The sequence below is a fragment of the Nocardia cyriacigeorgica GUH-2 genome (genome assembly GCF_000284035.1).
Taxonomy (GTDB): domain Bacteria; phylum Actinomycetota; class Actinomycetes; order Mycobacteriales; family Mycobacteriaceae; genus Nocardia; species Nocardia cyriacigeorgica_B.
Map to the genome: position 1 here is coordinate 778,411 of NC_016887.1, position 19,822 is coordinate 798,232.

Sequence of the window (19,822 nt, forward strand, 5' to 3'; positions counted from 1 at the left end):
AGCAATGGGAGACAGCACGAGCAAACCGCGCGGCCGGCCTCGCGATACCCGCATCGCGGAATCCGTGACGGCGGCGACGCTTCAGCTGCTCGAGGACGGCGGCTACGCGGCCGTCAGCGTGGGTGAGGTCGCCCGGTGCGCGCAAACCTCACGCCCGGCGATCTATCGCCGCTGGTCCGGGCGGCCCGAGCTGGTCCTCGCCGCGATCGAAAGCCGCCTGACCACGCCGGTCCCACCCGACACCGGATGCACGCTCTGCGATATCGCCGACAGCCTCTCCATCTTCCTCACCGCCTACCGCACTATCCGCCCCGAGGTCTTCAGCGCCCTGTACGCCGACTGCGTGCCCGACCCCGAACTGCATCGCCGCTACCTCGAGGCGGTGATCGAGCCATCCAGAAAGGCCGTCCGCGAAATGCTGCGTCGCGCCGTCGACCGCGGCGATCTCCGCGACGACGTCGACATCGAGCGGCTACTCGACATAGTCGCCGCATTCGTCCACTACCGAGCCCTTTTCGGCGACCACCTCGACGATGAGGAAGCCGAACGCACCATCGAAACCATCATGCGCGGCGCCGCCGTCGACTACGACGCCCTACTCGCGCACAGCCGGGCCATGGATGGTGGACATGTCGACGGGGCGGGGGAGCATCACGTGCGGATCGGCGGTGCGGGGGCGTAGTAGCCGCGTTCCGAGGCTGGGCGTCCCACGGCCTCCTGTCTTGACTCCTCGGTGCAAGCTGTCTAACTTGGTGGTTGCAATTTGCAATCAGATGGAGGAGTGGTCATGGGCAAGGTTCGCGTCGATCTGAATATCTCGCTGGACGGGTACGCGACGACCACCGACCAAACCCCCGAAGACCCGATGGGCCAGGACTGGAACCGCCTCGTCGCGGCCTACGCGGCGACCCGCACGTTCCGTGAGCGCGTTTTCGGCGACACCTCCGGCGCAGGCACCACCGGCGTGGACGACAAATACGCCGCCGCCTACTTCGAAGGCATCGGAGCCGAGATCATGGGTGCCGGCATGTTCGGCCTGCACGCCCACCCCGGCGACCCCGACTGGCAAGGCTGGTGGGGCCCCAACCCACCCTTCGGCGTCCCCGTCTTCGTGCTCACCCACGAACAGCGCCCGACGTTGGAGATGGCGGGCGGCACCACCTTTCATTTCCTCCAGGAAACCCCGGAGGACGCTCTCGCCCTGGCGCAGAAAGCGGCCGGCGAACTCGACGTCCGCATCGGCGGCGGCATCTCCGTCGTCCGCACCTACCTGGCCGCAGGCCTCGTCGATCAACTGCACGTCGGCATCACCCCGATCCTGCTCGGCCGCGGCGAGCGGCTGTGGGACGACCTGCGCGAGCTCGAGAGCGGCTACACGGTGGACAGCGAAGTCGCTGAGAGCGGGACGATCCACGTGACGTTCTCGCGCTGAGGGTTTCGGTGATGGCGGCGCGGCCCTATGGATCGGGCCCAGCTCCGTTTGTACGCTGACCGCTGCGGGATCCGGCCCGGCGGTGCTTGGGGAGGTGCGGTGTCATGACAGCCGATGCTGGAACCCCTGAATGGATGCGCCATCAGATCACGGCCGTGGAATACGACTCCTGGTCCGAGGAGCGGTGTGCAGGCATCGAGATCGTCGACGGAATGGTCGTTGCGAGCCCGAGCGCATGTTGGTGACGATGCTGCATCTGACTACTGGACGTGAGAGCGAATCGATGGATCAGGCGGGGACGACGCCGACGCGCTGCGCGAGTTTGCCGAGTTCGCCCGTTGTCAGGTCGCGGCGCGCGGTGCGCATCATGTGGCCGACCAGTTCGCGGACGTGGCTCATGTTGCGAACATGTTGGGGCGCGGTGTGTTCGGCCCGCAGCAGTGCGTATAGCGAATTGCGGTAGTCGCGCTTCATCGCATGGGCGCGGCCGATTTCGACGAAGTACTGAGCGCGTCGGCCTTCGGCTGGCAGCTCGTTCGCCGACAGACTCGGTGCGAGCGCGAGGACCTGGCCGGGTTCGCGGCGCTCCATCGCCGCCGACATGCGCCACAACTGGACGTTCGCCGGGCCGAAGGTGGGATTGCGCAGGATCGACTTGCCCTGTGGTGCGGCGGCAAGTCTGCCCGCTTGTTCGGCCGCTTCGTCCAGATGGGGTTCCGGGTCGCCGCCCATGGCCGCCGTTACCAACGATGCCTGTAGGTGCAGCATCCCGTACGTTTCGATCTCGCCGACCGTGCGCACGTCGGCAGCGATCTTTTCGGCGGTGCCTTCGGCGTGCTCCAAAGCAGCGGGCAGTGACCCGGGCCGGGACAGGAGCACCTGACTGCGGGCGAATGCGGTCGCGGCGAGAGCGGCCGTTCCGCCGATGTTGCGGGCGGCGTTCTCGGCCTCCTGCGCGGCCGTCCAGGACAGTGCGCCGTACCCGCGCGCTTTCAGTGCCGCGGCTGTCGTGTGCGCGGCCATGCTCAGCACGTCCCACGCCCGTTCCCGGTCGGCGTCGGCACCATCGCGGATGTGCCGGTAGCAGTCGGTGAGCATCGGCGCGAGCATCGGCCCCAACGCCGCATAATCGCACGCGATGCGCAGCTCTGCGGCACGCTGTGCGGCCGTGCTCAGTTCGTCCAGGGTGCGCGGTGGCGCGGCGTGCGTGACATTGCCTGCCGACCACAACGCGATCTCGATATCGGGCACCGACGAGTGGAACCCGGCCGCGGACGGATCCAGCCGTTCTTGTTCGTGCCCGGTCAGGTCGCCCATTGTGACGCCCAGCGCCGCCGCCAGCGCTAGCAGGGCGCGGCGCGAATCAACGGGCCGGAGGCCGGCCTCATACTTCGCGACTACCGACCGGCTGATCCCGGCACGGTCGGCGAGCACCTGCTGGGTGATGCCCCGCCGCGCGCGAATCTGGCGTACCCGCTGGCCGATGTAGGTGTCTGGCTCGTCGGTCATGCCACGTACCTGCGCTTTCCCTATCGAGTTCCAACGCCCTATGAGCATTGTTCCCTACCGGAACAACTCGCGCGCCCGTCGGCGGAAAGCTGATCGCACGCCCCGCCGCCGGGTCGAGCTCGGTTCCCCGGCGGTGGGCGCACACCAGCAGGGGACCGACAGGGGAGACGATGACGCCGACCGCGTTCGGATGGATCGATCATGAGGTGAGTGCCGCGCCGGAGTGGGATGCCGCGCAGTTGGCGCGGTTCGCGCGGCATCTGGGGTACCGGATCGTGTGGCCGGACGAGCGTTCGGTGCTACCCGTCGCGGATCAGGTGCGTGCTGCCGGGGTCGAGGTGGTGATCCTGCCTGCTCCGGAGCATCTCGGTCCGCTGGAGCTGAACCGCGTCATGCACATTGCCGATGTGGAAGTGATGCGGCCCCGGTTGTCGTTCGCCCGTTGGTATTCGGCCGGGTCGGCGCGGTGATCGCAGTCGGGTGGGTGATCGTGGTCGGTCTTCCGCTGGTGGTGCTGGTGTGGGCGGTGTGGCCACGTCGGTAAGTCCGGGCCGCGCAGCGCGGAGGCGAAGATCATCGGGTGTGTAGGCGGGAAAAGGCAGGCGGCCGGCGGTCAGCCCTGTTCCGAAGGGCTTACCGCCGGCCCGCGACCGTCCTCACTGGGCCGACGCGCCTTCCACACGCGCGAGGTTGCGGTCGGCCCACTCGGCGAAGGTGGGGCCGGCCAGGGTGGCGTGCGGGTTCGGGAGCAGCCCGCCGCCCTCGTTGAGCGGGGTGTCCAGGTTGGCCGGGTCGCTGACCTCTTCGATCCGGATGCCGAGGCCGAGCCGTTCGGCGACGAGCGCGGCGGCGTCCGCGAGGCGCTCCTCGCGAGGACCGGCGACCTCCGGGATCTGCTGGGCTTCAGTGGCATTCGGGTCGAAGGCCAGGCGGACCAGTTCTTCGGCGACGGTGCGGGCGGCGACCAGCTGGGTCCGCATGCGCGGCAGCTGCGCGACCTCGCCCCGGATGCCCCAGCGCAGCAGCAGTTCCACGAACTCGTCGAACTGCGCGGCCCGCAGGATGGCCGTGGGCACGGGGCCGGCGAGCACCTCGCGTTCGTGGACCTGCTTGGCGAGGTTGTAGCCGGCCTTGGCGGCGTCGATGCCGATGATGGACACCACCACCAGCCGCTGCACTCCCGCCGCCTGCCCGGCGGCGTGCAGGTTCCGGGCGGAGGCGGTGAAGAACTCGATGGCCTCGGCCTCGTCGGGCGAGGGGGTGCTCGCGGCGTCGATGATGATGTCGACGCCGGTCAGCGCCTGCGCCAGGCCCTCACCCGTGACGATGTCCACGCCCTGGGAGCGCGACATCTCGACGACCTCGTGACCCTGTTCCCGCAGCACGTCGACCACGTGGCGGCCGAGGCGTCCGGTCGCGCCCGCGACGGCGATCTTGCTGTGCTGGTCGATGTTGCTCATGTCCTGCTCCTTCGTTCGGGTTCATGGAGAGGACGACGCAGCGGTTCTGGGTGTGACACGGGGCGAGAAATTTTTTCGACGGCGTTGTCGAGCCTCCGCCGGGCGCAGCGATGGCGACGCCCGGCGGTCCAGGTCCGTGATGCGGGGAGCAGGACTCATCCAGCGATCTCGCGGACCGCGTCGGCGATCGCCGCGAAGTCCTTGCTCAGGATCTTCGAATGATTGCTCGAAACCTTCGCACTGAGAACGACGTTCGGATTGTTCGCGAACACCGGCTCGAGCGCGGTCCGCGCCTTCTCCATCTCGCCGTCCTCACTGCCCAGGCTGTTCCCGGTCGCCACCACGAACCGCACCGGCCGCCGCAGCCGCTCGAGCACCGGGCCACTGGCGTCGGCGATCTCATTGAGTTCGATATTGACCTCGGCATGCTCGGCAGCGCTCATCCGCGCCGCCATCCCGAACGGACGAGTCAACGGAAGCAGGAACCGCATGCGGTGAAACAGCTTCCGAATCCGTTCGGCACCCTCGGGACCGGTGAGCCCGTAAGGCGCGGAATCGACAGTGACGACCCCGGCGACGCGCTCAGGATTGCGATCGGTCCAATGCCACGCCAGCACACCGCCATAGGACCAGCCCACGAGAATCGCGCGCTCCACCCCGCGTGCGGCGAGCACCGCGTCGATATCACGCAGACACGCCTCGAAGGAATAGTCGGCCGACCGCTCGGACTTGCCCCGAGCCCGCTCGTCGAAGGTGATGTGCCGCAACCCGGACCCGAGCTCGGCAATCACCTTCCGCCAATGCTTGTGATCGGCGTAAGCGCCATTGAGGTAGAGCACCGGAGTACCGGCGCCCCCGGAGTCCGTCACATACAGTGCGGTGTCATCGACAGGCACCATGCCGGTCCACGCCGAAGCGGTCGTGTTGCTGATCGAGGTGTTCGCTGTGTTCGTCATGCGAAAACCGTCGCCGACCGGGCTGACACCGGTCTGACACCGGGCTGATACATCCGCTGACACGGCATTTGCCCAGCCAACAAAATTAAGGCCAGGAATGAAGCCGACGGTTACGATCGAAACCTTCGAAGCAGGGAGCGCAGTGGATCTCAGACCAGTGCCGGAGCGGAAGCTTGGACCGCACCCGTTGACGGGGGATGGGATCGCGGCTTTGCTGGCCCGATACGCGTTCGGTGACTCCTGCCTCCGCCGCGTCATCCTTGATCAGGAATTCGGTCGGCAACCGCGTGGACGGGTCGTGAAGCTCGTGATCGACGCCAGAGTCGTGAGTGAGAACCTTCGTTGGGAACCGGTGTGCCTGGAGCTGCTCGACGTGCGGCGGTTCCGCATCGACGAGAGTGCAGGTTTCGCTGGGGTGCTCTACGACTCCCCGCAATTCACCCACTTCGATGGGCTGTTGCAGGTCGACCTGTGCGCCGAACGCTTCGGGAGCCTGCGTCCGGAGAACCTCGAGGAAGTCTTCGACGGCTCCGACTTGGTCTTCGCAGCGGCCAGCGGCACTTGGAGCGCCCTGCATCTGTGGGATCGGTAAGACTGTCCTCGATTGCGTGTCCCGGTCTCACCCACTGGTTTTAGTTTTCGGGGACGTGGCGCTATACCCCGTAGGTCTCGCGAAATGCTTCACGCACCTCGGCCGCATCTGAGGTGCTGCGACCCTCGATCCCGGAAACCACTTCCGACACCCGCCAGTAGTTCGATGGCACCAGGCGCCCCGAGGTCACGGCCGCCAGCGCGACATCCGCCGCCTCATCCGGTTTGTCCGCTGCGACCAGGGCCAAGCCCAGATCCAGGTTCGCTGAGGCGACGCGACGCGGCCGAATCGTCACGGTGCCTGCAAGGTCGGCGAGCACGTGCCGGGCGTACGACTCGGCCGCCGGATCGCCCAGCCAGGCCAACGTCGTGGCCACATACGCGTCCGACTTCGCGGGGTCGTAGCGGAAATGATGTTCCGGTCGGTCCGGTATACCCAGTCCGGACACCAGCCTGCCCACCTTGCGCAGCGCCGCGTACGTGCCCTTGCCGTCACCGAGTCGAGCCAGAGCGCGACCCTCCTGAGCCGTGGCCTGGATGAACGCCGAGCTGTCGGCCGGCGCAATGGCCTGGGCTGCCCGGGACAATTCGGCGGCTTCCTCGAACGCGCCGCTGGTCAGTCGATGCCAGGCTCGCGTCTCGAGACACCACGCGGCGATCTCCGGATGTTGTGCTTCGGCTGCGAGCTGCCATGCCAGGTGGCCTCGTGCGGCCGCCGCAGAGGTCTCGCCGATATCGATATGGCAGGTGCTCGCCAGCAGCGATAGCCAGCCGACAGCGACAAGCAGACGGCGGTGCTGGTCGAGGGTCTTCCGGCTGTCCATGAGGCGCCCGGCATAGCCGAGGTGGCGGCGGATGCTGACGAGCAGATCGCCGGGTGGGGTCGTCGGATAGGCCGTCGCCAAATCGTCGACCGCCTGTTCCAACCGGTCCAGGGTGTCGCCGCCGATATCCGATGCGGCCGCACGCCGAATCCACTCTGCCGCAGCCCTTTCGCCATCCGCCGGTTCGATGAACAGCGCCGAACCGACCCCGAGCGCATCGGCATACGCGCGCACATGTTCCGGCTTGACCTGTCGGCGCCCCGTCTCCAGCATCCCGAGCAGTGGCTTGCTGTAATGCGTGCGCGCGGCCATGGCCGACAGGCTCAACCCCGCCGCCTCCCGCGCATCCCGCAGCGCCTCACCTGTGACGATCTCCGCGCCGGAGTCCATGAGTCCACGGTAGCGGTGCATGGCCCTCCGCTGTAGACGTGTGTGAACGGCGAGACCGTTCCCGGCGGAAAAGTGCAGGCATAGCGTTTGATCGCAGCCCCGCCGCCGGGCCGAGCTCGGTTCCCCGGCGGTGGGCGCATTCCAGCAGGGGACCGACAGGGGAGATGATGACGCCGACTGCGTTCGGATGGATCGATCATGAGGTGAGTGCGGCGCCGGAGTGGGACGCCGCGCAGTTGGCGCGGTTCGCACGGCATCTGGGCTACCGGATCGTGTGGCCGGAGGAACGGTCGGTGCTACCGGTCGCGGATCAGGCGCGTGCTGCCGGGGCCGAGGTGGTGATCTTGCCTGCTCCGGAGCATCTCGGTCCGCTGGAGCTGAACCGTGTCATGCACATCGCCGACGTGGAAGTGATGCGGCCCCGGCTGTCGTTCGCTCGCTGGCATTCAGCGGGTGCGGGGCGGTGATTGCGGTCGGGTGGGTGCTCGTGTTCGGTGTCCCGCTGGTGGTGCTGGTGTGGGCGGTATGGCCGCGTCGTTGATGCTGGTGGGGATGGGCCAAAGAACCCGGTCGGCGGTCAGTCGCGCCCGACCGCGCGGATGGCCTCGGTGACCGCGGCCAGCGCCATCAAGCGGACGGTGTCGACGGCGGCGTCGATCTCGCCGGTGGCGGCGGCGATGAAACCGTCTCCGTCGAAGCGGGTGTGGGGTGGGGTGAGGGCGCGGGAGAGGCCGTCGTGGGCGCCCTGGGCGACGATGTGGCAGGCGGCCTTGTCGATTCGGGCGTTGGTGATCACGGCGCCGATGGTGGTGTGTACGCGGGATTCGGCGAAGTCGAAGGGCTGGTTCAGGTGGGCGACCGAGTCGAGGGAGATCTCGGTGGTGCCGTCGTCGATGTCGCCGAAAGCGTTGACCACGCACAGCGCGCCCACGACGAGATCGCCCAATTGCCTTTCCGCGTAGGAGATTCCGCCTGGCCGGCGCAGTTGCGGGCCGCGCCAGTGTCCGACGTAGGCGCCGGAACCGGCGCCGATACGGCCGTGCAGTACTTGTTCGCCGGTGCTGGCGCAGGCGGCGGTGTAGCCGTGCTCAGCCATCGGTCGCGCCGTCGGATCACCGGCGGCAAGGTCGAACAATGCCAAGGTGGGCACGATGGGGACGCTGCCGCCGGGTGTCGGAACGCCGCGCCCGCGTTCTTCGAGGTAGCGCATCACGCCGTCGGCGGCAGCCAGCCCGAAAGCCGAACCACCGGTCAGCACAATGGCATCCACCGCGGTGACCATCTTGTCCGGAGCCAGCGCGTCCAGTTCGCGGCTGGCCGGAGCCCCGCCCCGCACCTCACAGGAAGCCGTCGCCCCCTCCGGGAGCACGATCACGGTGCAGCCGGTTTCCCCGACCGGATCCGACCAGTGGCCCACACTCACCCCGGTCACGCTGATCGTCATCGTCGACCCCACTTCCCGCCGGCGCATCGTGCCGATCTCCTCGTTCGAGCATGACACGACCGAGCGCCGATTCCGGCTGATGTGGTGAATGCATCACGCTGGCTTCAATGCACGGCCGAGCGTGGCGAAAATACTCCGTGCGGCGCGCTGATCGTGGAGGAAAGACGCTCTGACCAGCGTCGATGATGTGCCCTCGGCGGGATTCGAACCTGCGACACACGCTTTAGGAGAGCGGTAAATGCCCGGTTTGCCGGGTATTGGTGTCGTTGGGATCGTTGGCGATATTGGTGCGACCAGGGGAAATTCGGTTGGGTTCGTTGGTGGGGAATGGCGGCGTGTGGCGCTGCTGCGTACTCACTGCGTACCGAGCCCGGCGGGGGCTGGCCCTGGTGGTTGGTGGGCTGCGCATGTCGGGGGCTGGCTTCACCGCCTGCCCCATAGGGCCTGCCCTTCTCGCGTAGAGGCTCCGGGGTCAAGGGTGGGCTTGCCCATCACGCAGTGACGCGCAGCGCCCTTGACGCTGGAGGGGCGCGGGAACACAATGCAGGCCACCAACCACCAGGGCCACGCGGCCGAAGGACGCGCACCGACTACCAAGCCAACCACGACGGCACGGGCCGGTCGCTTTTTCTGCAACGGAAGAGAAGGGGGCCGAAGCCCCCTCGGGTTAGTCGTCGTCGCGGGCGGTGAGGGCTTCGAGGTAGGCGGCGTGGCAGGTGGTGCAGGCGTGGTCGTGTTCGTCGCCGGGCACGTAGTACGGGAGGGTGCCGGTGGCGGGGTTGGTGCAGCCGGGGGTGGTGCAGGCGGTGGGGTGGATGGTGGCGTTCATGGTGAGGGTTCCTCTCTGTCCGGGTCGGTGGAATCTGGGCTCCGCCCGGACCAGGCCGGACCCGCCCTCGCAATGGCTCGGCGGCCGGGGGTCGCGCGGCTCCTTGCCCTCTTGAAGGTCACCGCAGCTTGAGGCTGGGACTGTGCCGCGTGGCCCCCGGCCGTCGACACCGCTTGGCCGTTGCGAGGGTGGGGCCGGTCTGGTACGCCCTCGGCAGATTCCTCCGGCCCGGACAGAGAGGAACACGGTGAACGCCACCAGCCGCCTGTCTGCGCCACCCCCGGCTGCACCAACCCCGCTTGGTGACCAGCGGGCTATGTGCCCGGCGACGAACACGACCACGCCTGCATCGCAACGCAACGCAACCAGAGCCGTCACCGTCCACGGCAACCCCACCGCGGCTTCCTCGGCAAGTCCTACCTCGGACGGGACCACAGCCAGGCCCCACGTACGAGGCCGGCCGATTCGTGGGCGAGCTGCGGGAGAGCAAGCCCGGTAGGGCAGACGTCGTGCCCAGCACTGCTCGGTTATTGCAAGGTGGCCAGATATGTCATGGAGCTGACCTTGTTGGCGCTAGCACGTCGCCGACGTGCCGACGCGCCGGGGCTGTGAGGTACGAGCGAGACCCGCTGCGCGTCGTAGCGCGGCGGCGGCGCGCTAGCGCCGCCTGGCCGCGCCTTGATCCTATATAGCCAAATTCGGCAGCAACCGCTCAACGCGAGGCGCGGACGGATCAGGGCCAAACGACGGCAACCGACTTGTCGTCGTGACGCTTTGCGCGCGGGAGCGCCTGTCCGTGGGGGTCGGTTGTTGCTTCCCAGCTCTGGCAGTGGCGAAGAAGGTCGATCAGCCCGGCGTTGGTCAGGCTGGCAACTGCGCGCCATCCGACACCAAGCGCGGGCAGCACGTCGAATGCACCGTCAGTTGCGGCGATGGCCCAAACCACCTCGTCTCGTGCGTAGCTGGTAGTCAAGGCGTGGTCGGATGCGCGAGGATCGGCCTCGGCCACCCAGAAGCCTCCCGGCTGGTTCCGCTGTTTTCGTTCGGCTCGCTGGAGCGACTGGAGTAGGTCTCGGTGCGCCCGGTCGTATCCTGCGCCCGAAGCAAGGCGGTGGCGGTAGCGGTCAGCGTCCGGGAGCTCGAGGCGTTCCAGTCGATCATCACTGTGGACATGTTCAGTGCCATCGGTAGTTCGGACGATGGCGGCCGCATCGCCCAGGACGAGAAGATCAACAGTGGCTGGCGCTACGCGCACTATGGAGACCGTGCTCGATGGCGACGTGCCTGGCGTGAGTCGCAGCAGTGCCGCTGTTGAGTCGATAGCGTCGGCCAGGGCCGTGCGCAGATCGTTCGATGCGTCGATGCGGTGCCCTAGCTCGGTGGCGAGCGTGTCGACGTACTTGCCTGCGCGCGGCATCGCCGGGTCATGCGCGGTCGCCCCGTCGAGAACGATCACGGCATGGTCTGAGATCGCAATCCGATCCTCGTCAGATTGTGCAGGCAGCTGGGCCGAGTGGACGATCATCGATTACCCGCGAATCGTGTAGGGGCCAGCAAGCAAGCGGCTATCGGTCACCATGAAGTCTGCGTCGAAATCGCATTCGATCACCCCGCTGGTGAACTGGGCCGCGTTGTCGTAAACGGTCGCCAGATTCGCATGCAGCCAGTGAGCAACGCCAAGTGACCCAACGCTGGTGATACCCGCGATGTGCACGACCACCCGGCCATCGAGTACGCGCCTCGAGAAGTAGCCGATGTCGGTGTAGTCTGCGGCCGGGGACCGGAATGGTGAAAAGTGCCTGCGTCCGCTCCGTGCGTCCACGATGGACCAACCTTCGTCGGTCCGGTCGAATGACAGCACCGCGTCATCGGCCAGCAGGCGGAGCGCGACGGGTGCCGACTTGGGTCCGCACACGATGATGCAATCACCAGTCGGGATATCCTCGCGATCTGGGTCGATGGCAAACCGGCTCGTCGCGAGTGAGAACTCGGCCAACGTCCGCTCAAGTGCCTCCTGGGTGGCTTGGTCGTTCGCGTCGAAAAACGGGCGCTCCCGGCCTTCTTCGAGGCCGAATCGTCGCGGAATACCGATAGCAACAGGACCGACGCCGAAGAACGCTCGCTGGGGCTTCGGGGCCGTGGTACGAATCTGGCTGATTCGGCCTTTCGTGACTCCGAGTAGCTCAGCAATTTCCGTGTAGCTCAAGCCATTTCGGTGCGCATCCTCGATTGCCTCCTTACGGAGTCGAGCTAGTTCTGTGGCGCGCTGTTGGTACGTCGTGATGAGGTCCGTAGCTCGCTGACCACGGCGAATGGGGTCCGGGTCATTCCGGACCTGCTCGAACTCGTCGGCGATAGACACAACCCGAGTTTAGATCCCCTTGACGACATGTCGAGCCCGCGCGTACCCTCTGGTTTAGACCCCCTCAACTGACACCAACGATGCGGCGGTCAGAGTTTAGGGGCCATAAACCACAGGGATGCGGGAGGCAATCGTGGCGATTCAAAACTTGGCAAGCACTGCCCTTCGTCCGTCGCGGCTGAATGCGGCGGGCTGGTGTGTTCACTGCTTGGGCCGCTTTTGCGAGTCGGCTCGCTGCATCGATGCGCATGCGCGGTCGGTGTGGGAGGTGTGTGACCGCTGCGGGGGCACCGAGTACGTGAATGGGCATCGTGATCCGGCGACGGCTGCGGGTCGGTGCGATTGCGTCGGGGGTCTGGTCGAGGCGACTCCGGCCGGTGCGTCGGTGAAGGCGGTGGCTCCTGTGGTGGAGCTGCGGCCGGAGCGGGTGTTCGAGTCCTGGCCTGCCGGTGGCGGTGCCCCGGTTCGGTGGGCGGGCCGGTGATCGCGGTGGCGGCGACGGATCGGTTCGAGACGGTCGAGTCGGTGTGGGTGGTGACCTATCGGCCGGGAGAACCGCGCAACGGTGCCTCGGGGCTGGTGCCTCGCCGGACCAGCGCTGTCCCGGCCTGGGACTACTACGCGGCTGCGCGGCGATACGCGGCGACGAATCGGAGGGGCGATTGATGACGGCATCGGTGGCCGAGCGGGTGACGGCGGCGGATCGGCGTTCGGAGCTGAATCTGGTCGAGTTGGCGCAGGCGGTGGCCGAGGAGCGGGGCGTGTGTCGTCGTCCGTTGGCGATGCTGGCCACCGACAGCGATACCGGGGAGACGAAATATGTTGCGGCCCCGTGTAAGTCGACGCTGGAGTGTGTATGCCCGGCATGTGCGGCCAGGGCTCGGGTCTTGCGAATTCATCAGGCCCGGGAGGGCTGGCACATCGAGGAGGAACCCATGGTGGAGAAGAAGCCACCCACCCCGCAACAGGTGGAGCTGTTGCAGACGCGAGCCGATCTCGCCGCTGATTACGCCGAGGCCAAGGACGGCGGGGATACCGAGACCATGGACGCGATCCGGGAGGTAGTGGCCTCCCTGGATGAGGAGTTGCGGGCGTCGGGTATCCGGGGCAGGTTGCCCAGCTTGGACCCGGAGGTGAAGGCCACCCGGAAGCGGTCGACCAAGCGGCGTCAGGCGGCCCCGGACCTGCCGGTGAAGAAGGTCTCCAAGGCCACCATCGGCCGGGAGTATGCGGGCAAATACCGGCCATCGATGTTCCTGACGCTGACGCTGCCGTCGTATGGGCGGATCGGCCCGGATGGTGCGCCGGTGGACCCGGAGTCCTACGACTACCGGCAGGCGGCCCGCGACATCATCCACTTCGCCGCGCTCTATGACCGGTTCATCCAGAACTACCGACGTGCGACCGGCCGCGATATCCAGTACTTCGCCACGATGGAACCGCAGAAGCGTGGCGCCCCGCACTTGCATGTGGGTGTGCGGGGCTCGGATCCTCGGGCGTTGATCAAGCAGGTGGCGGCGGCGACCTATCACCAAGTGTGGTGGCCGCACTTCGACCGCGAGGTCTACAGCGACGGCCGGATGCCCTACTGGGACCACCAGCAACAGCGGTTCCTGGACCCGGACACGAAGGAGCCCGTGCCGACCTGGACTGAGGTCCTGGACCTGATGGACTCGGTAGACGACCTCGAACCCGCGCACGTGATCCGGTTCGGTACTCAGATCGATGTGAAGGGCATCCTGGGCGGCACCCCGGAAGCCGACCGCCACATCGGCTACCTGACCAAGTACCTGACGAAGTCGATCAGTGAGGTGATCGAACCGCAGTCCCAGCGCGCGGCCGACCACTACGACCGGCTACACGCCGAGCTGTGCCGTACGCCGTGCTCGCCGACGTGCGGGATCTGGTTCCGCTACGGCGTGGTCCCGAAGAACGCCAAGGCCAAGACCATTCCCGGTGTCTGCAAGGGCAAGGCCCATCGCCGCGAAACCCTCGGTCTGCGGGGTCGTCGGGTGTTGGTGTCGCGCAAGTGGACCGGCAAGGACCTGGCCGACCACCGAGCCGACCGCGCCGAGTTCGTCCGCCAGCGCCTCGAAGACGCTGGCATCTCCAAGGCCGAGACCGCGAACTGGACGATCAGCCCGGCCGAGCCCGGCGACCCCAACGTGCCACCCCGCGAGCACCTGATCATGTCCATGGTCTCCCAGAAAATCGCTTGGGACGCCGAATACACCCGCGCCCAACTCGCGGCAGCAGAAGCCACAGCCACGCCACCGGACGTTCAGCACGGCCCGACCAACCACGCGGCAGCATAGGGGGATTGAGAGATGGAAGAGACCTACCTGCGGGCCAAGGACTGCGAAGCACTGACCGGAATTCCCGAGGCCACCTGGCGATGGTGGGCACACGTCGGCCGTGGACCGGCGAGCTTCAAGCTCGGGCCTCGTCGCCGGGTCTGGCGCAAGTCGGTGATCTTGGCGTGGATCGCGGAACAGGAAGCCGCGGCGACGCGCGATGCGGCATGAGCAAGGTACGGCGCAATCGGCGCGCGGGCGTCGAAGACCTGTGGACTAAGGAGCAGCGCCAGGAGGACGGCACGACTATCCGTGTGCCGTCCAAGCTCCACGGTAAGGGAATGCGTTGGCGCGCAAGGTATGTCGACGGTCGGGGCGACGAGCACACCAAGCGGTTCGCTCGGAAGGTTGATGCCCAGGCGTGGCTGGACGGGCAGACGACGGCGATAGTAACCGGTCTTCACGCTCCGCCCTCTGCTGGCCGCGCCACCATCGATGTGGTTGCGACTGCGTGGCTGGCGGGGCATCCGTCGTGGGAGGCGTCGACGCGTTCGCGGTACAAGTCGATTGTCGAGAAGCACATCCGGCCTCGATGGGGCAATGTGCGTTTGGTCGATCTGGCGCACGACGATATTCAGGCGTGGGTCAATGAGCAGGTGGTGGCCGGTGCGGCGGGTGGCACTGTCCGGAAGAACCTCGGTGTGCTGTCGCAGATATGCGATTACGCGGTGGTCACTCGCCGGATTTCCGTGAACCCGTGCGGCACTGTGGACCGGCCGAAACAGCGTCTCGCGCAGCGTCGGTACCTGTCCGGCCTCGAGGTCGAGAGGCTGGCGGAGGCGGCCGGTAGTGACTGGCTGACGGTGATGGTCCTCGCATACTGCGGCCTGCGGTTCGCGGAACTGGCCGGGTTACAGGTTTCGGCAGTGTCGTTGCGGCGTCGGCGTTTGCAGATCGAGCGGACAATCACTGAGGTAGATGGGGTACTGGTGACCAAGGCCCCGAAGGACCATCAGCGACGTAGCGTGCCGATCCCGGCATTCCTGGTCGAACCGCTGAAGGACCACATGGCCGGCCGTCGCCCTGACGCTGAGGTATTCACGTCTCGGCAAGGCGCGGTCCTGCGGGTACGGAACATGCGTCGCGCCTGGTGGGACGACGCTGCAAAGGCGGCAGGTCTGGCCGGACTCACGCCTCACGAACTCCGGCATACGGCTGCGTCGCTTGCGGTCTCGCAAGGTGCGTCGGTCTTGGCTCTGCAACGGATGCTCGGGCACGACAAGCCCAGCACCACCCTGGACTTCTACGCCGATCTGTTCGATGACGATCTGGACGATGTGGCGTCCCGTCTCGACTCGGCTCGGGTCGACTTTGCCGCTGCGTACCGACTGCGTACCGAGCGGGCTGCGGCACCCGAAGACGGCGAGCGGAAAACCGCCTGACCTGCGCAAACTCTGTGCCCTCGGCAGGATTCGAACCTGCGACACCCGCTTTAGGAGAGCGGTGCTCTATCCCCTGAGCTACGAGGGCCAGTCCGGTGGGGGACGGTGGGAGTCTACCGGGTGTGGGGCGGGGGGACAGCATCTGTGGGGAGTGCGATGCCGGATCGGGGGTATGAGGTGGGGGAGGACGGATTGTGGAAGGAGATGGGGATGCGGCGGATGTCGGTGGTGATCGTGGGGGTTATGGCCATGGCGGGGGCCGGTGCGGGGGTGGCGGGGGCTGAGACCGGCGCGCCTGCTGCCCGGGTGGGGGAGCAGGCGCGCACGGCCGTCGTGGCGGTGCCGTGCCCGCCGTTCGGTTCGCCGGTGTTGTGCACGCTGGCGAAGATTCTCAACCCGTTGCTGCCCGCGACCGGGTCGGTCGGGCTCTGAGCGGCGTCAGCTGACGGGGACGCGGGACTCCTGGTAGTCGGCCGGGTCGAAGCGGCGGGTCTTCCAGCGGTAGAGCAGGGTCGCGCCGGGCCAGTTGTTGGTGATGCGGCCGGAGGCGTTGCGGTACCAGCTGGAGCAGAAGTTCCAGGGGGTGTCCTTCAGTCGGTTCTGCAGCCAGTCGTCCCAGTTCTGTTCGGTGTCGGCGCGGGCGGCCAGGCCGCGGCCAGGGTGCTCGCCGAGGTATTCGATGATCTGGCGGATGTAGCGGGCCTGGGCCTCGAGCATGTAGATGATGGAGCCGGAACCGACATTGGTGTTCGGGCCGTACATCAGGAACAGATTGGGGAAGTCGGGCACGGAGACGCCGAGGTAGGCGCGGGCGCCTTCGGCGGCCCAAGTGTCGGCGAGTTTGCGGCCGCCGGTGCCGTAGATGTTCATCGGCGCCAGGAATTCGGTGCCCTTGAAGCCGGTGCCGTAGATGATGACGTCGACCTCGTGCTCCACCCCGTCGGCCGTGCGCACGCCCTTCGGGGTGATCTCGGTGATGGCGGTGGTCTCCACGTGCACGTTCGGCTGAGTGAGCGCGGGGAAGTAGTCGTTGGACAGCAGGCCGCGCTTGCATCCGGCCTCGTAGTCGGGAGTCAGCTTGGCGCGCAATTCCGGGTCGGGGACCTGCTTTTCGCGGTGCCGGTCCGCGATGGCGACCACGGGACCTTTCAACCCGGGGACATCGGTGATGGCCAGGGCGATGAACTCGAAGAACGACCATGCCACGAACCGTTCGGCCATCCGCAGCGGCGGTAGGTATTTGAACAGCGTGTGGTGGATCGGCCGGTAGGCCACATCGGGTTTGGGGATGATCCAGGCGGCCGAGCGCTGGAACAGCGTCAGCTGCTCGACCTTCGGCTGGATCTGCGGAATGTACTGGATGGCGCTGGCGCCGGTGCCGATGCACGCCACGCGCTTACCGGTGAGGTCGACGCTGTGGTCCCATTCGGCGGAGTGGAACGCGGGCCCGGCGAAGGTGTCCATGCCGGCGATGTTCGGCATAGCGGGCCGGGAGAGTTGGCCGACCGCCGAGATCAGCACGTCGGCGGTCTGTGTCGAGCCGTCGGACAGGCGCACCTGCCACTGCGCGGTGGTCTCGTCGAATTCGGCGTCGGTGACCTCCACGCCGAACTGGATATGCCGGGTCAGCCCGTATTTGTCGGCCACGCCGCGCATGTAGGCGTGGATATCGGCCTGCTCGGAAAACCGCCGGGGCCAATCGGATTTCGGCTCGAACGACCAGGAGTACAGCGGCGAGGGCACATCGCAGGCGGCACCGGGATAGGTGTTCTCCCGCCACACGCCGCCGAGATCTGCGGCCTTTTCCAGGATGGTGAACCCACCGATCCCGGCGCGGCGCAGCTCCAAGGCCATGCCGAGCCCGCCGAAACCGGCTCCGATGATGATGATCGACGGCGATGTCATGGTTCGAGGGTAGGTGCGGAAACGGGCAGGTCCGAAGAGATCGACGGACAACAAATCCACATTTCCGGCCATCGGGTCACTGCCGGGCGAGCAGACGGCGATGCGTCTACCCCCGCTGGTCCCGTCCTCGTCGGTTCGATACCGATGCCGCCCACGTTATGCGCGTGCATCTGTACGTGAATCCCCTGCCGTCGAACATGCCTGGTGTCGCAGAGAAACCGCAGTTCAGAGCGCTGTCGGGTGGATCGGTCGCGGCGAGTCATTCGAGATGCAATTCGCACAGGTCTCGGTCGGGTCTATTTTTCGCCGCCGGAGTTGGCGCGAGCGGGCACCGGCCACTAGACACGAGACGGGTCCGTTCGTTCGGGAGCCCGGTGCCGGCGGCAAGCTGGGGGTGCCGCCGGCACGCCGGACCGGAGGGGTTGATATCGGTTCCCATCGGCGCCCCATTCGATCGTCGGCGCTCGATCGATCGGCTCGTCTAGACCCGCACCGACATCAACGCCGTAGCGCTACCCGAAGCGGACGGGGTTGCGGAGTCGTAGGGCGAGCCCGACCCCGGCCAGGGCTTGTGACCTACCCCACCCCACACCTGCCTACCCTTGGTAGGCTCCCGTGTGATGTGGCTCATGCCCTGGTCGGAGTGCCTTGGCATGGCCGTTCGCCCGAGAGTGAGGGGTCTTTTCCGATGTTGAGCACCATGCAGGACGACCAGCTGTCGCTGGCGACGTTGTTGCGGTACGCGTCGACGTTCGTCGGCGATGCCACCGTGTCCACCTGGACCGGGGACGGCGTGCGGACCATGACCTACCGCGAGGTCGGCGCCGATGCGGCGCGGCTGGCGAACGCGCTGCGTGGGCTCGGGATCGGCGAGGGCGATCGGGTCGGCACGTTCATGTGGAACAACAACGAGCATCTGGTCGCCTATGTCGCGGTGCCCGCGATGGGGGCGGTGCTGCACGCGCTCAACATCCGGCTGTTCCCGGACCAGCTGGTGTTCGTGGCCGACCACGCCGAGGACCAGGTCGTCATCGTGGACGGGACGCTGGTGCCGATGTTCGCCCAGTACCTGCCCCGATTGAAGACGGTGCGCCACGTCATCGTCGCCAACGGTGACGCCGCCACCCTCACCGCACCCGAGGGCGTACAGGTGCATTCCTACCGGGAACTGCTCGACGCGCAGTCCGACAGCTTCGACTTCCCCGTCATCGAGGAACGCTCGGCCGCCGCGATGTGCTACACCTCCGGCACCACCGGCGACCCCAAGGGCGTCGTCTACTCGCATCGCTCGAACTGGCTGCACGCCATGCAGGTCGCCTCGCCCAACGGCATGGGGCTCTACAACACCGACACCATCCTCGCGATCGTGCCGCTGTTCCACGCCAACGCCTGGGGCCTGCCGTACGCGGCACTGATGGCGGGCGCGAATCTGCTGATGCCGGACCGTTTCTTGCAGCCGGGTCCGCTGCTGGAGATGATGGCCGAGGTCAAGCCGACCTTCGCCGCCGCGGTGCCCACCATCTGGGGTGGCGTGCTGGCCGGGCTGGCCGCCGCGCCGCAGGACATCACGCATCTGCGGTCGGTGGTCGTCGGCGGCTCGGCGGTGCCGCCGTCGATGATGCGCGACTTCCAGGAAAAGCACGGCGTACGAGTGGTGCACGCCTGGGGCATGACCGAGACCTCGCCGCTGGGCAGCGTCGCGCATCCGCCCGCCGGTGTGGAAGGCGAAGAGGAATGGGCCTACCGGGTCACCCAGGGCCGCTTCCCGGCCGGCGTGCAGGCGCGGCTGGTGGCCGACGACGGCAGCGTGGTGCCCAACGACGGTGAATCCCTCGGCGAGCTCGAGGTGCGCGGGCCGTGGATCACCGGCTCCTACTATTCGCCCGACGGATCCCCGGTCGACCCGGACAAGTTCGACGACGGCTGGCTGCGCACCGGCGATGTCGGCAAGATCAGCCCCAACGGCTACCTCACCCTGGTCGACCGCTCCAAGGACGTGATCAAGTCCGGCGGCGAGTGGATCTCCTCGGTCGATCTGGAGAACGCGGTGATGGGTCACCAGTCGGTGGCCGAGGCCGCGGTGATCGGTGTGCCGGATGAGAAGTGGGACGAGCGCCCGCTGGTGGCCATCGTGCTCACCGAGGGCGCCGAGGCCGGTGAGAAGCAGGCCGAGGAGCTGCGTGAGTTCCTGGCGGCCAAGTTCGCGAAATGGCAGCTGCCGGAACGGTGGACGTTCATCGCCGAGGTGCCCAAGACCAGCGTCGGCAAGTTCGACAAGAAGCGCCTGCGCGCCCAGTACGCCGACGGCGACCTCTCGGTGATCACCCTCGGCTGACCCCCGCTACGACGGACGGCCCGCTCGAATCCGAGCGGGCCGTTCGCTG

19 protein-coding genes and 1 tRNA gene are annotated in these 19,822 nt (G+C 67.2%); 10 read left to right on the forward strand and 10 right to left on the reverse strand.

All coding sequences use genetic code 11. The annotated features are described in order from the left end of the window. The first annotated feature begins 4 nt into the window (after positions 1 to 4). Positions 5 to 682: a TetR/AcrR family transcriptional regulator gene (locus NOCYR_RS03695; RefSeq protein ID WP_014349015.1), complete on the forward strand. Its 678-nt coding sequence runs from the start codon at positions 5 to 7 to the stop codon at positions 680 to 682. Positions 683 to 787: 105 nt separating this feature from the next. Next, positions 788 to 1,432, forward strand: a complete 645-nt coding sequence (locus NOCYR_RS03700) for a dihydrofolate reductase family protein (protein ID WP_014349016.1) — start codon at positions 788 to 790, stop codon at positions 1,430 to 1,432. Positions 1,433 to 1,720: 288 nt separating this feature from the next. Here the strand turns inward: NOCYR_RS03700 and NOCYR_RS03705 are convergent, their stop codons facing one another. Then, positions 1,721 to 2,941, reverse strand: a complete 1,221-nt coding sequence (locus NOCYR_RS03705) for a helix-turn-helix domain-containing protein (RefSeq protein ID WP_014349017.1) — start codon at positions 2,939 to 2,941, stop codon at positions 1,721 to 1,723. A gap of 170 nt (positions 2,942 to 3,111) precedes the next feature. Here NOCYR_RS03705 and NOCYR_RS03710 point away from each other — a divergent pair, with 170 nt between their 5' ends. After that, positions 3,112 to 3,411: a hypothetical protein gene (locus NOCYR_RS03710; protein WP_014349018.1), complete on the forward strand. Its 300-nt coding sequence runs from the start codon at positions 3,112 to 3,114 to the stop codon at positions 3,409 to 3,411. 186 nt (positions 3,412 to 3,597) lie between these two features. Here the strand turns inward: NOCYR_RS03710 and NOCYR_RS03715 are convergent, their stop codons facing one another. Beyond that, entirely contained in the window at positions 3,598 to 4,401 is an 804-nt protein-coding gene (locus tag NOCYR_RS03715; protein WP_014349019.1) for an SDR family oxidoreductase, read from the reverse strand. Between the two features lie 155 nt (positions 4,402 to 4,556). After that, complete coding sequence (locus tag NOCYR_RS03720) at positions 4,557 to 5,615, reverse strand: alpha/beta fold hydrolase (protein WP_231856025.1); 1,059 nt, start codon at positions 5,613 to 5,615, stop codon at positions 4,557 to 4,559. A gap of 67 nt (positions 5,616 to 5,682) precedes the next feature. On the opposite strand from NOCYR_RS03720, the gene NOCYR_RS29025 reads away from it, so the two are divergent. Then, positions 5,683 to 5,949: a hypothetical protein gene (locus NOCYR_RS29025; RefSeq protein WP_148280518.1), complete on the forward strand. Its 267-nt coding sequence runs from the start codon at positions 5,683 to 5,685 to the stop codon at positions 5,947 to 5,949. Positions 5,950 to 6,010: 61 nt separating this feature from the next. Here NOCYR_RS29025 and NOCYR_RS03730 read toward each other — a convergent pair whose 3' ends face one another. Continuing rightward, entirely contained in the window at positions 6,011 to 7,162 is a 1,152-nt protein-coding gene (locus tag NOCYR_RS03730) for a helix-turn-helix domain-containing protein (protein WP_048833893.1), read from the reverse strand. A gap of 167 nt (positions 7,163 to 7,329) precedes the next feature. Here NOCYR_RS03730 and NOCYR_RS03735 point away from each other — a divergent pair, with 167 nt between their 5' ends. After that, the gene (locus NOCYR_RS03735; protein ID WP_014349023.1) at positions 7,330 to 7,629 is read left to right on the forward strand and encodes a hypothetical protein; all 300 of its coding nucleotides are present in this window, start codon (positions 7,330 to 7,332) and stop codon (positions 7,627 to 7,629) included. 110 nt (positions 7,630 to 7,739) lie between these two features. Here the strand turns inward: NOCYR_RS03735 and NOCYR_RS03740 are convergent, their stop codons facing one another. From NOCYR_RS03740 to NOCYR_RS03750, 4 genes are all read right to left on the reverse strand, one after another. Continuing rightward, complete coding sequence (locus NOCYR_RS03740; protein ID WP_231856026.1) at positions 7,740 to 8,633, reverse strand: P1 family peptidase; 894 nt, start codon at positions 8,631 to 8,633, stop codon at positions 7,740 to 7,742. A 640-nt stretch (positions 8,634 to 9,273) separates the two neighbouring features. Further along, positions 9,274 to 9,435 carry a hypothetical protein gene (locus NOCYR_RS29595; RefSeq protein ID WP_014349026.1) on the reverse strand — a complete coding sequence of 54 codons (162 nt, stop codon included), beginning with the start codon at positions 9,433 to 9,435 and terminating at the stop codon, positions 9,274 to 9,276. A gap of 733 nt (positions 9,436 to 10,168) precedes the next feature. Next, entirely contained in the window at positions 10,169 to 10,960 is a 792-nt protein-coding gene (locus NOCYR_RS03745) for a hypothetical protein (protein ID WP_048832747.1), read from the reverse strand. Between the two features lie 3 nt (positions 10,961 to 10,963). Beyond that, positions 10,964 to 11,797 (reverse strand): sigma-70 family RNA polymerase sigma factor, encoded by an 834-nt coding sequence (locus NOCYR_RS03750; protein WP_014349028.1) that lies wholly within the window; start codon positions 11,795 to 11,797, stop codon positions 10,964 to 10,966. A 665-nt stretch (positions 11,798 to 12,462) separates the two neighbouring features. On the opposite strand from NOCYR_RS03750, the gene NOCYR_RS03765 reads away from it, so the two are divergent. The 3 genes from NOCYR_RS03765 to NOCYR_RS03775 are packed head-to-tail and all read left to right on the forward strand — an operon-like array spanning position 12,463 to position 15,533. Continuing rightward, a complete protein-coding gene (locus NOCYR_RS03765) occupies positions 12,463 to 14,112 on the forward strand; it encodes a replication initiator (protein WP_081505297.1) in 1,650 nt (549 codons plus the stop codon). A 12-nt stretch (positions 14,113 to 14,124) separates the two neighbouring features. Continuing rightward, positions 14,125 to 14,322: a helix-turn-helix transcriptional regulator gene (locus tag NOCYR_RS03770; protein WP_048832752.1), complete on the forward strand. Its 198-nt coding sequence runs from the start codon at positions 14,125 to 14,127 to the stop codon at positions 14,320 to 14,322. Then, positions 14,319 to 15,533: a tyrosine-type recombinase/integrase gene (locus NOCYR_RS03775; RefSeq protein ID WP_197538404.1), complete on the forward strand. Its 1,215-nt coding sequence runs from the start codon at positions 14,319 to 14,321 to the stop codon at positions 15,531 to 15,533. Before NOCYR_RS03770 ends, NOCYR_RS03775 begins: the two co-directional genes overlap by 4 nt. Positions 15,534 to 15,548: 15 nt before the next feature. Here the strand turns inward: NOCYR_RS03775 and NOCYR_RS03780 are convergent. Next, positions 15,549 to 15,621: transfer RNA gene (locus NOCYR_RS03780), tRNA-Arg, on the reverse strand. Positions 15,622 to 15,689: 68 nt separating this feature from the next. Here NOCYR_RS03780 and NOCYR_RS29600 point away from each other — a divergent pair. Then, positions 15,690 to 15,965 (forward strand): hypothetical protein, encoded by a 276-nt coding sequence (locus NOCYR_RS29600; protein WP_158430111.1) that lies wholly within the window; start codon positions 15,690 to 15,692, stop codon positions 15,963 to 15,965. A gap of 6 nt (positions 15,966 to 15,971) precedes the next feature. On the opposite strand, the gene NOCYR_RS03790 is transcribed toward NOCYR_RS29600, so the two are convergent. Further along, complete coding sequence (locus NOCYR_RS03790) at positions 15,972 to 17,438, reverse strand: flavin-containing monooxygenase (RefSeq protein WP_014349032.1); 1,467 nt, start codon at positions 17,436 to 17,438, stop codon at positions 15,972 to 15,974. A 688-nt stretch (positions 17,439 to 18,126) separates the two neighbouring features. Here NOCYR_RS03790 and NOCYR_RS03795 point away from each other — a divergent pair. After that, a complete protein-coding gene (locus NOCYR_RS03795; protein WP_014349033.1) occupies positions 18,127 to 19,773 on the forward strand; it encodes a long-chain fatty acid--CoA ligase in 1,647 nt (548 codons plus the stop codon). The last annotated feature ends 49 nt before the right edge of the window (positions 19,774 to 19,822 follow it).

Coding starts and splice junctions, on each gene's coding strand:
- NOCYR_RS03735 (WP_014349023.1), top strand. CDS start 7,330: ATGACGCCGACTGCGTTCGGATGGATCGATCATGAGGTGAGTGCGGCG.
- NOCYR_RS29600 (WP_158430111.1), top strand. CDS start 15,690: ATGCCGGATCGGGGGTATGAGGTGGGGGAGGACGGATTGTGGAAGGAG.
- NOCYR_RS03695 (WP_014349015.1), top strand. CDS start 5: ATGGGAGACAGCACGAGCAAACCGCGCGGCCGGCCTCGCGATACCCGC.
- NOCYR_RS03775 (WP_197538404.1), top strand. CDS start 14,319: ATGAGCAAGGTACGGCGCAATCGGCGCGCGGGCGTCGAAGACCTGTGG.
- NOCYR_RS03745 (WP_048832747.1), bottom strand. CDS start 10,960: ATGATCGTCCACTCGGCCCAGCTGCCTGCACAATCTGACGAGGATCGG.
- NOCYR_RS03765 (WP_081505297.1), top strand. CDS start 12,463: ATGACGGCATCGGTGGCCGAGCGGGTGACGGCGGCGGATCGGCGTTCG.
- NOCYR_RS03770 (WP_048832752.1), top strand. CDS start 14,125: ATGGAAGAGACCTACCTGCGGGCCAAGGACTGCGAAGCACTGACCGGA.
- NOCYR_RS03700 (WP_014349016.1), top strand. CDS start 788: ATGGGCAAGGTTCGCGTCGATCTGAATATCTCGCTGGACGGGTACGCG.
- NOCYR_RS29595 (WP_014349026.1), bottom strand. CDS start 9,435: ATGAACGCCACCATCCACCCCACCGCCTGCACCACCCCCGGCTGCACC.
- NOCYR_RS03790 (WP_014349032.1), bottom strand. CDS start 17,438: ATGACATCGCCGTCGATCATCATCATCGGAGCCGGTTTCGGCGGGCTC.
- NOCYR_RS03740 (WP_231856026.1), bottom strand. CDS start 8,633: ATGCGCCGGCGGGAAGTGGGGTCGACGATGACGATCAGCGTGACCGGG.
- NOCYR_RS03705 (WP_014349017.1), bottom strand. CDS start 2,941: ATGACCGACGAGCCAGACACCTACATCGGCCAGCGGGTACGCCAGATT.
- NOCYR_RS03795 (WP_014349033.1), top strand. CDS start 18,127: ATGTTGAGCACCATGCAGGACGACCAGCTGTCGCTGGCGACGTTGTTG.
- NOCYR_RS03720 (WP_231856025.1), bottom strand. CDS start 5,615: ATGACGCGGCGGAGGCAGGAGTCACCGAACGCGTATCGGGCCAGCAAA.
- NOCYR_RS03710 (WP_014349018.1), top strand. CDS start 3,112: ATGACGCCGACCGCGTTCGGATGGATCGATCATGAGGTGAGTGCCGCG.
- NOCYR_RS03730 (WP_048833893.1), bottom strand. CDS start 7,162: ATGGACTCCGGCGCGGAGATCGTCACAGGTGAGGCGCTGCGGGATGCG.
- NOCYR_RS03715 (WP_014349019.1), bottom strand. CDS start 4,401: ATGAGCAACATCGACCAGCACAGCAAGATCGCCGTCGCGGGCGCGACC.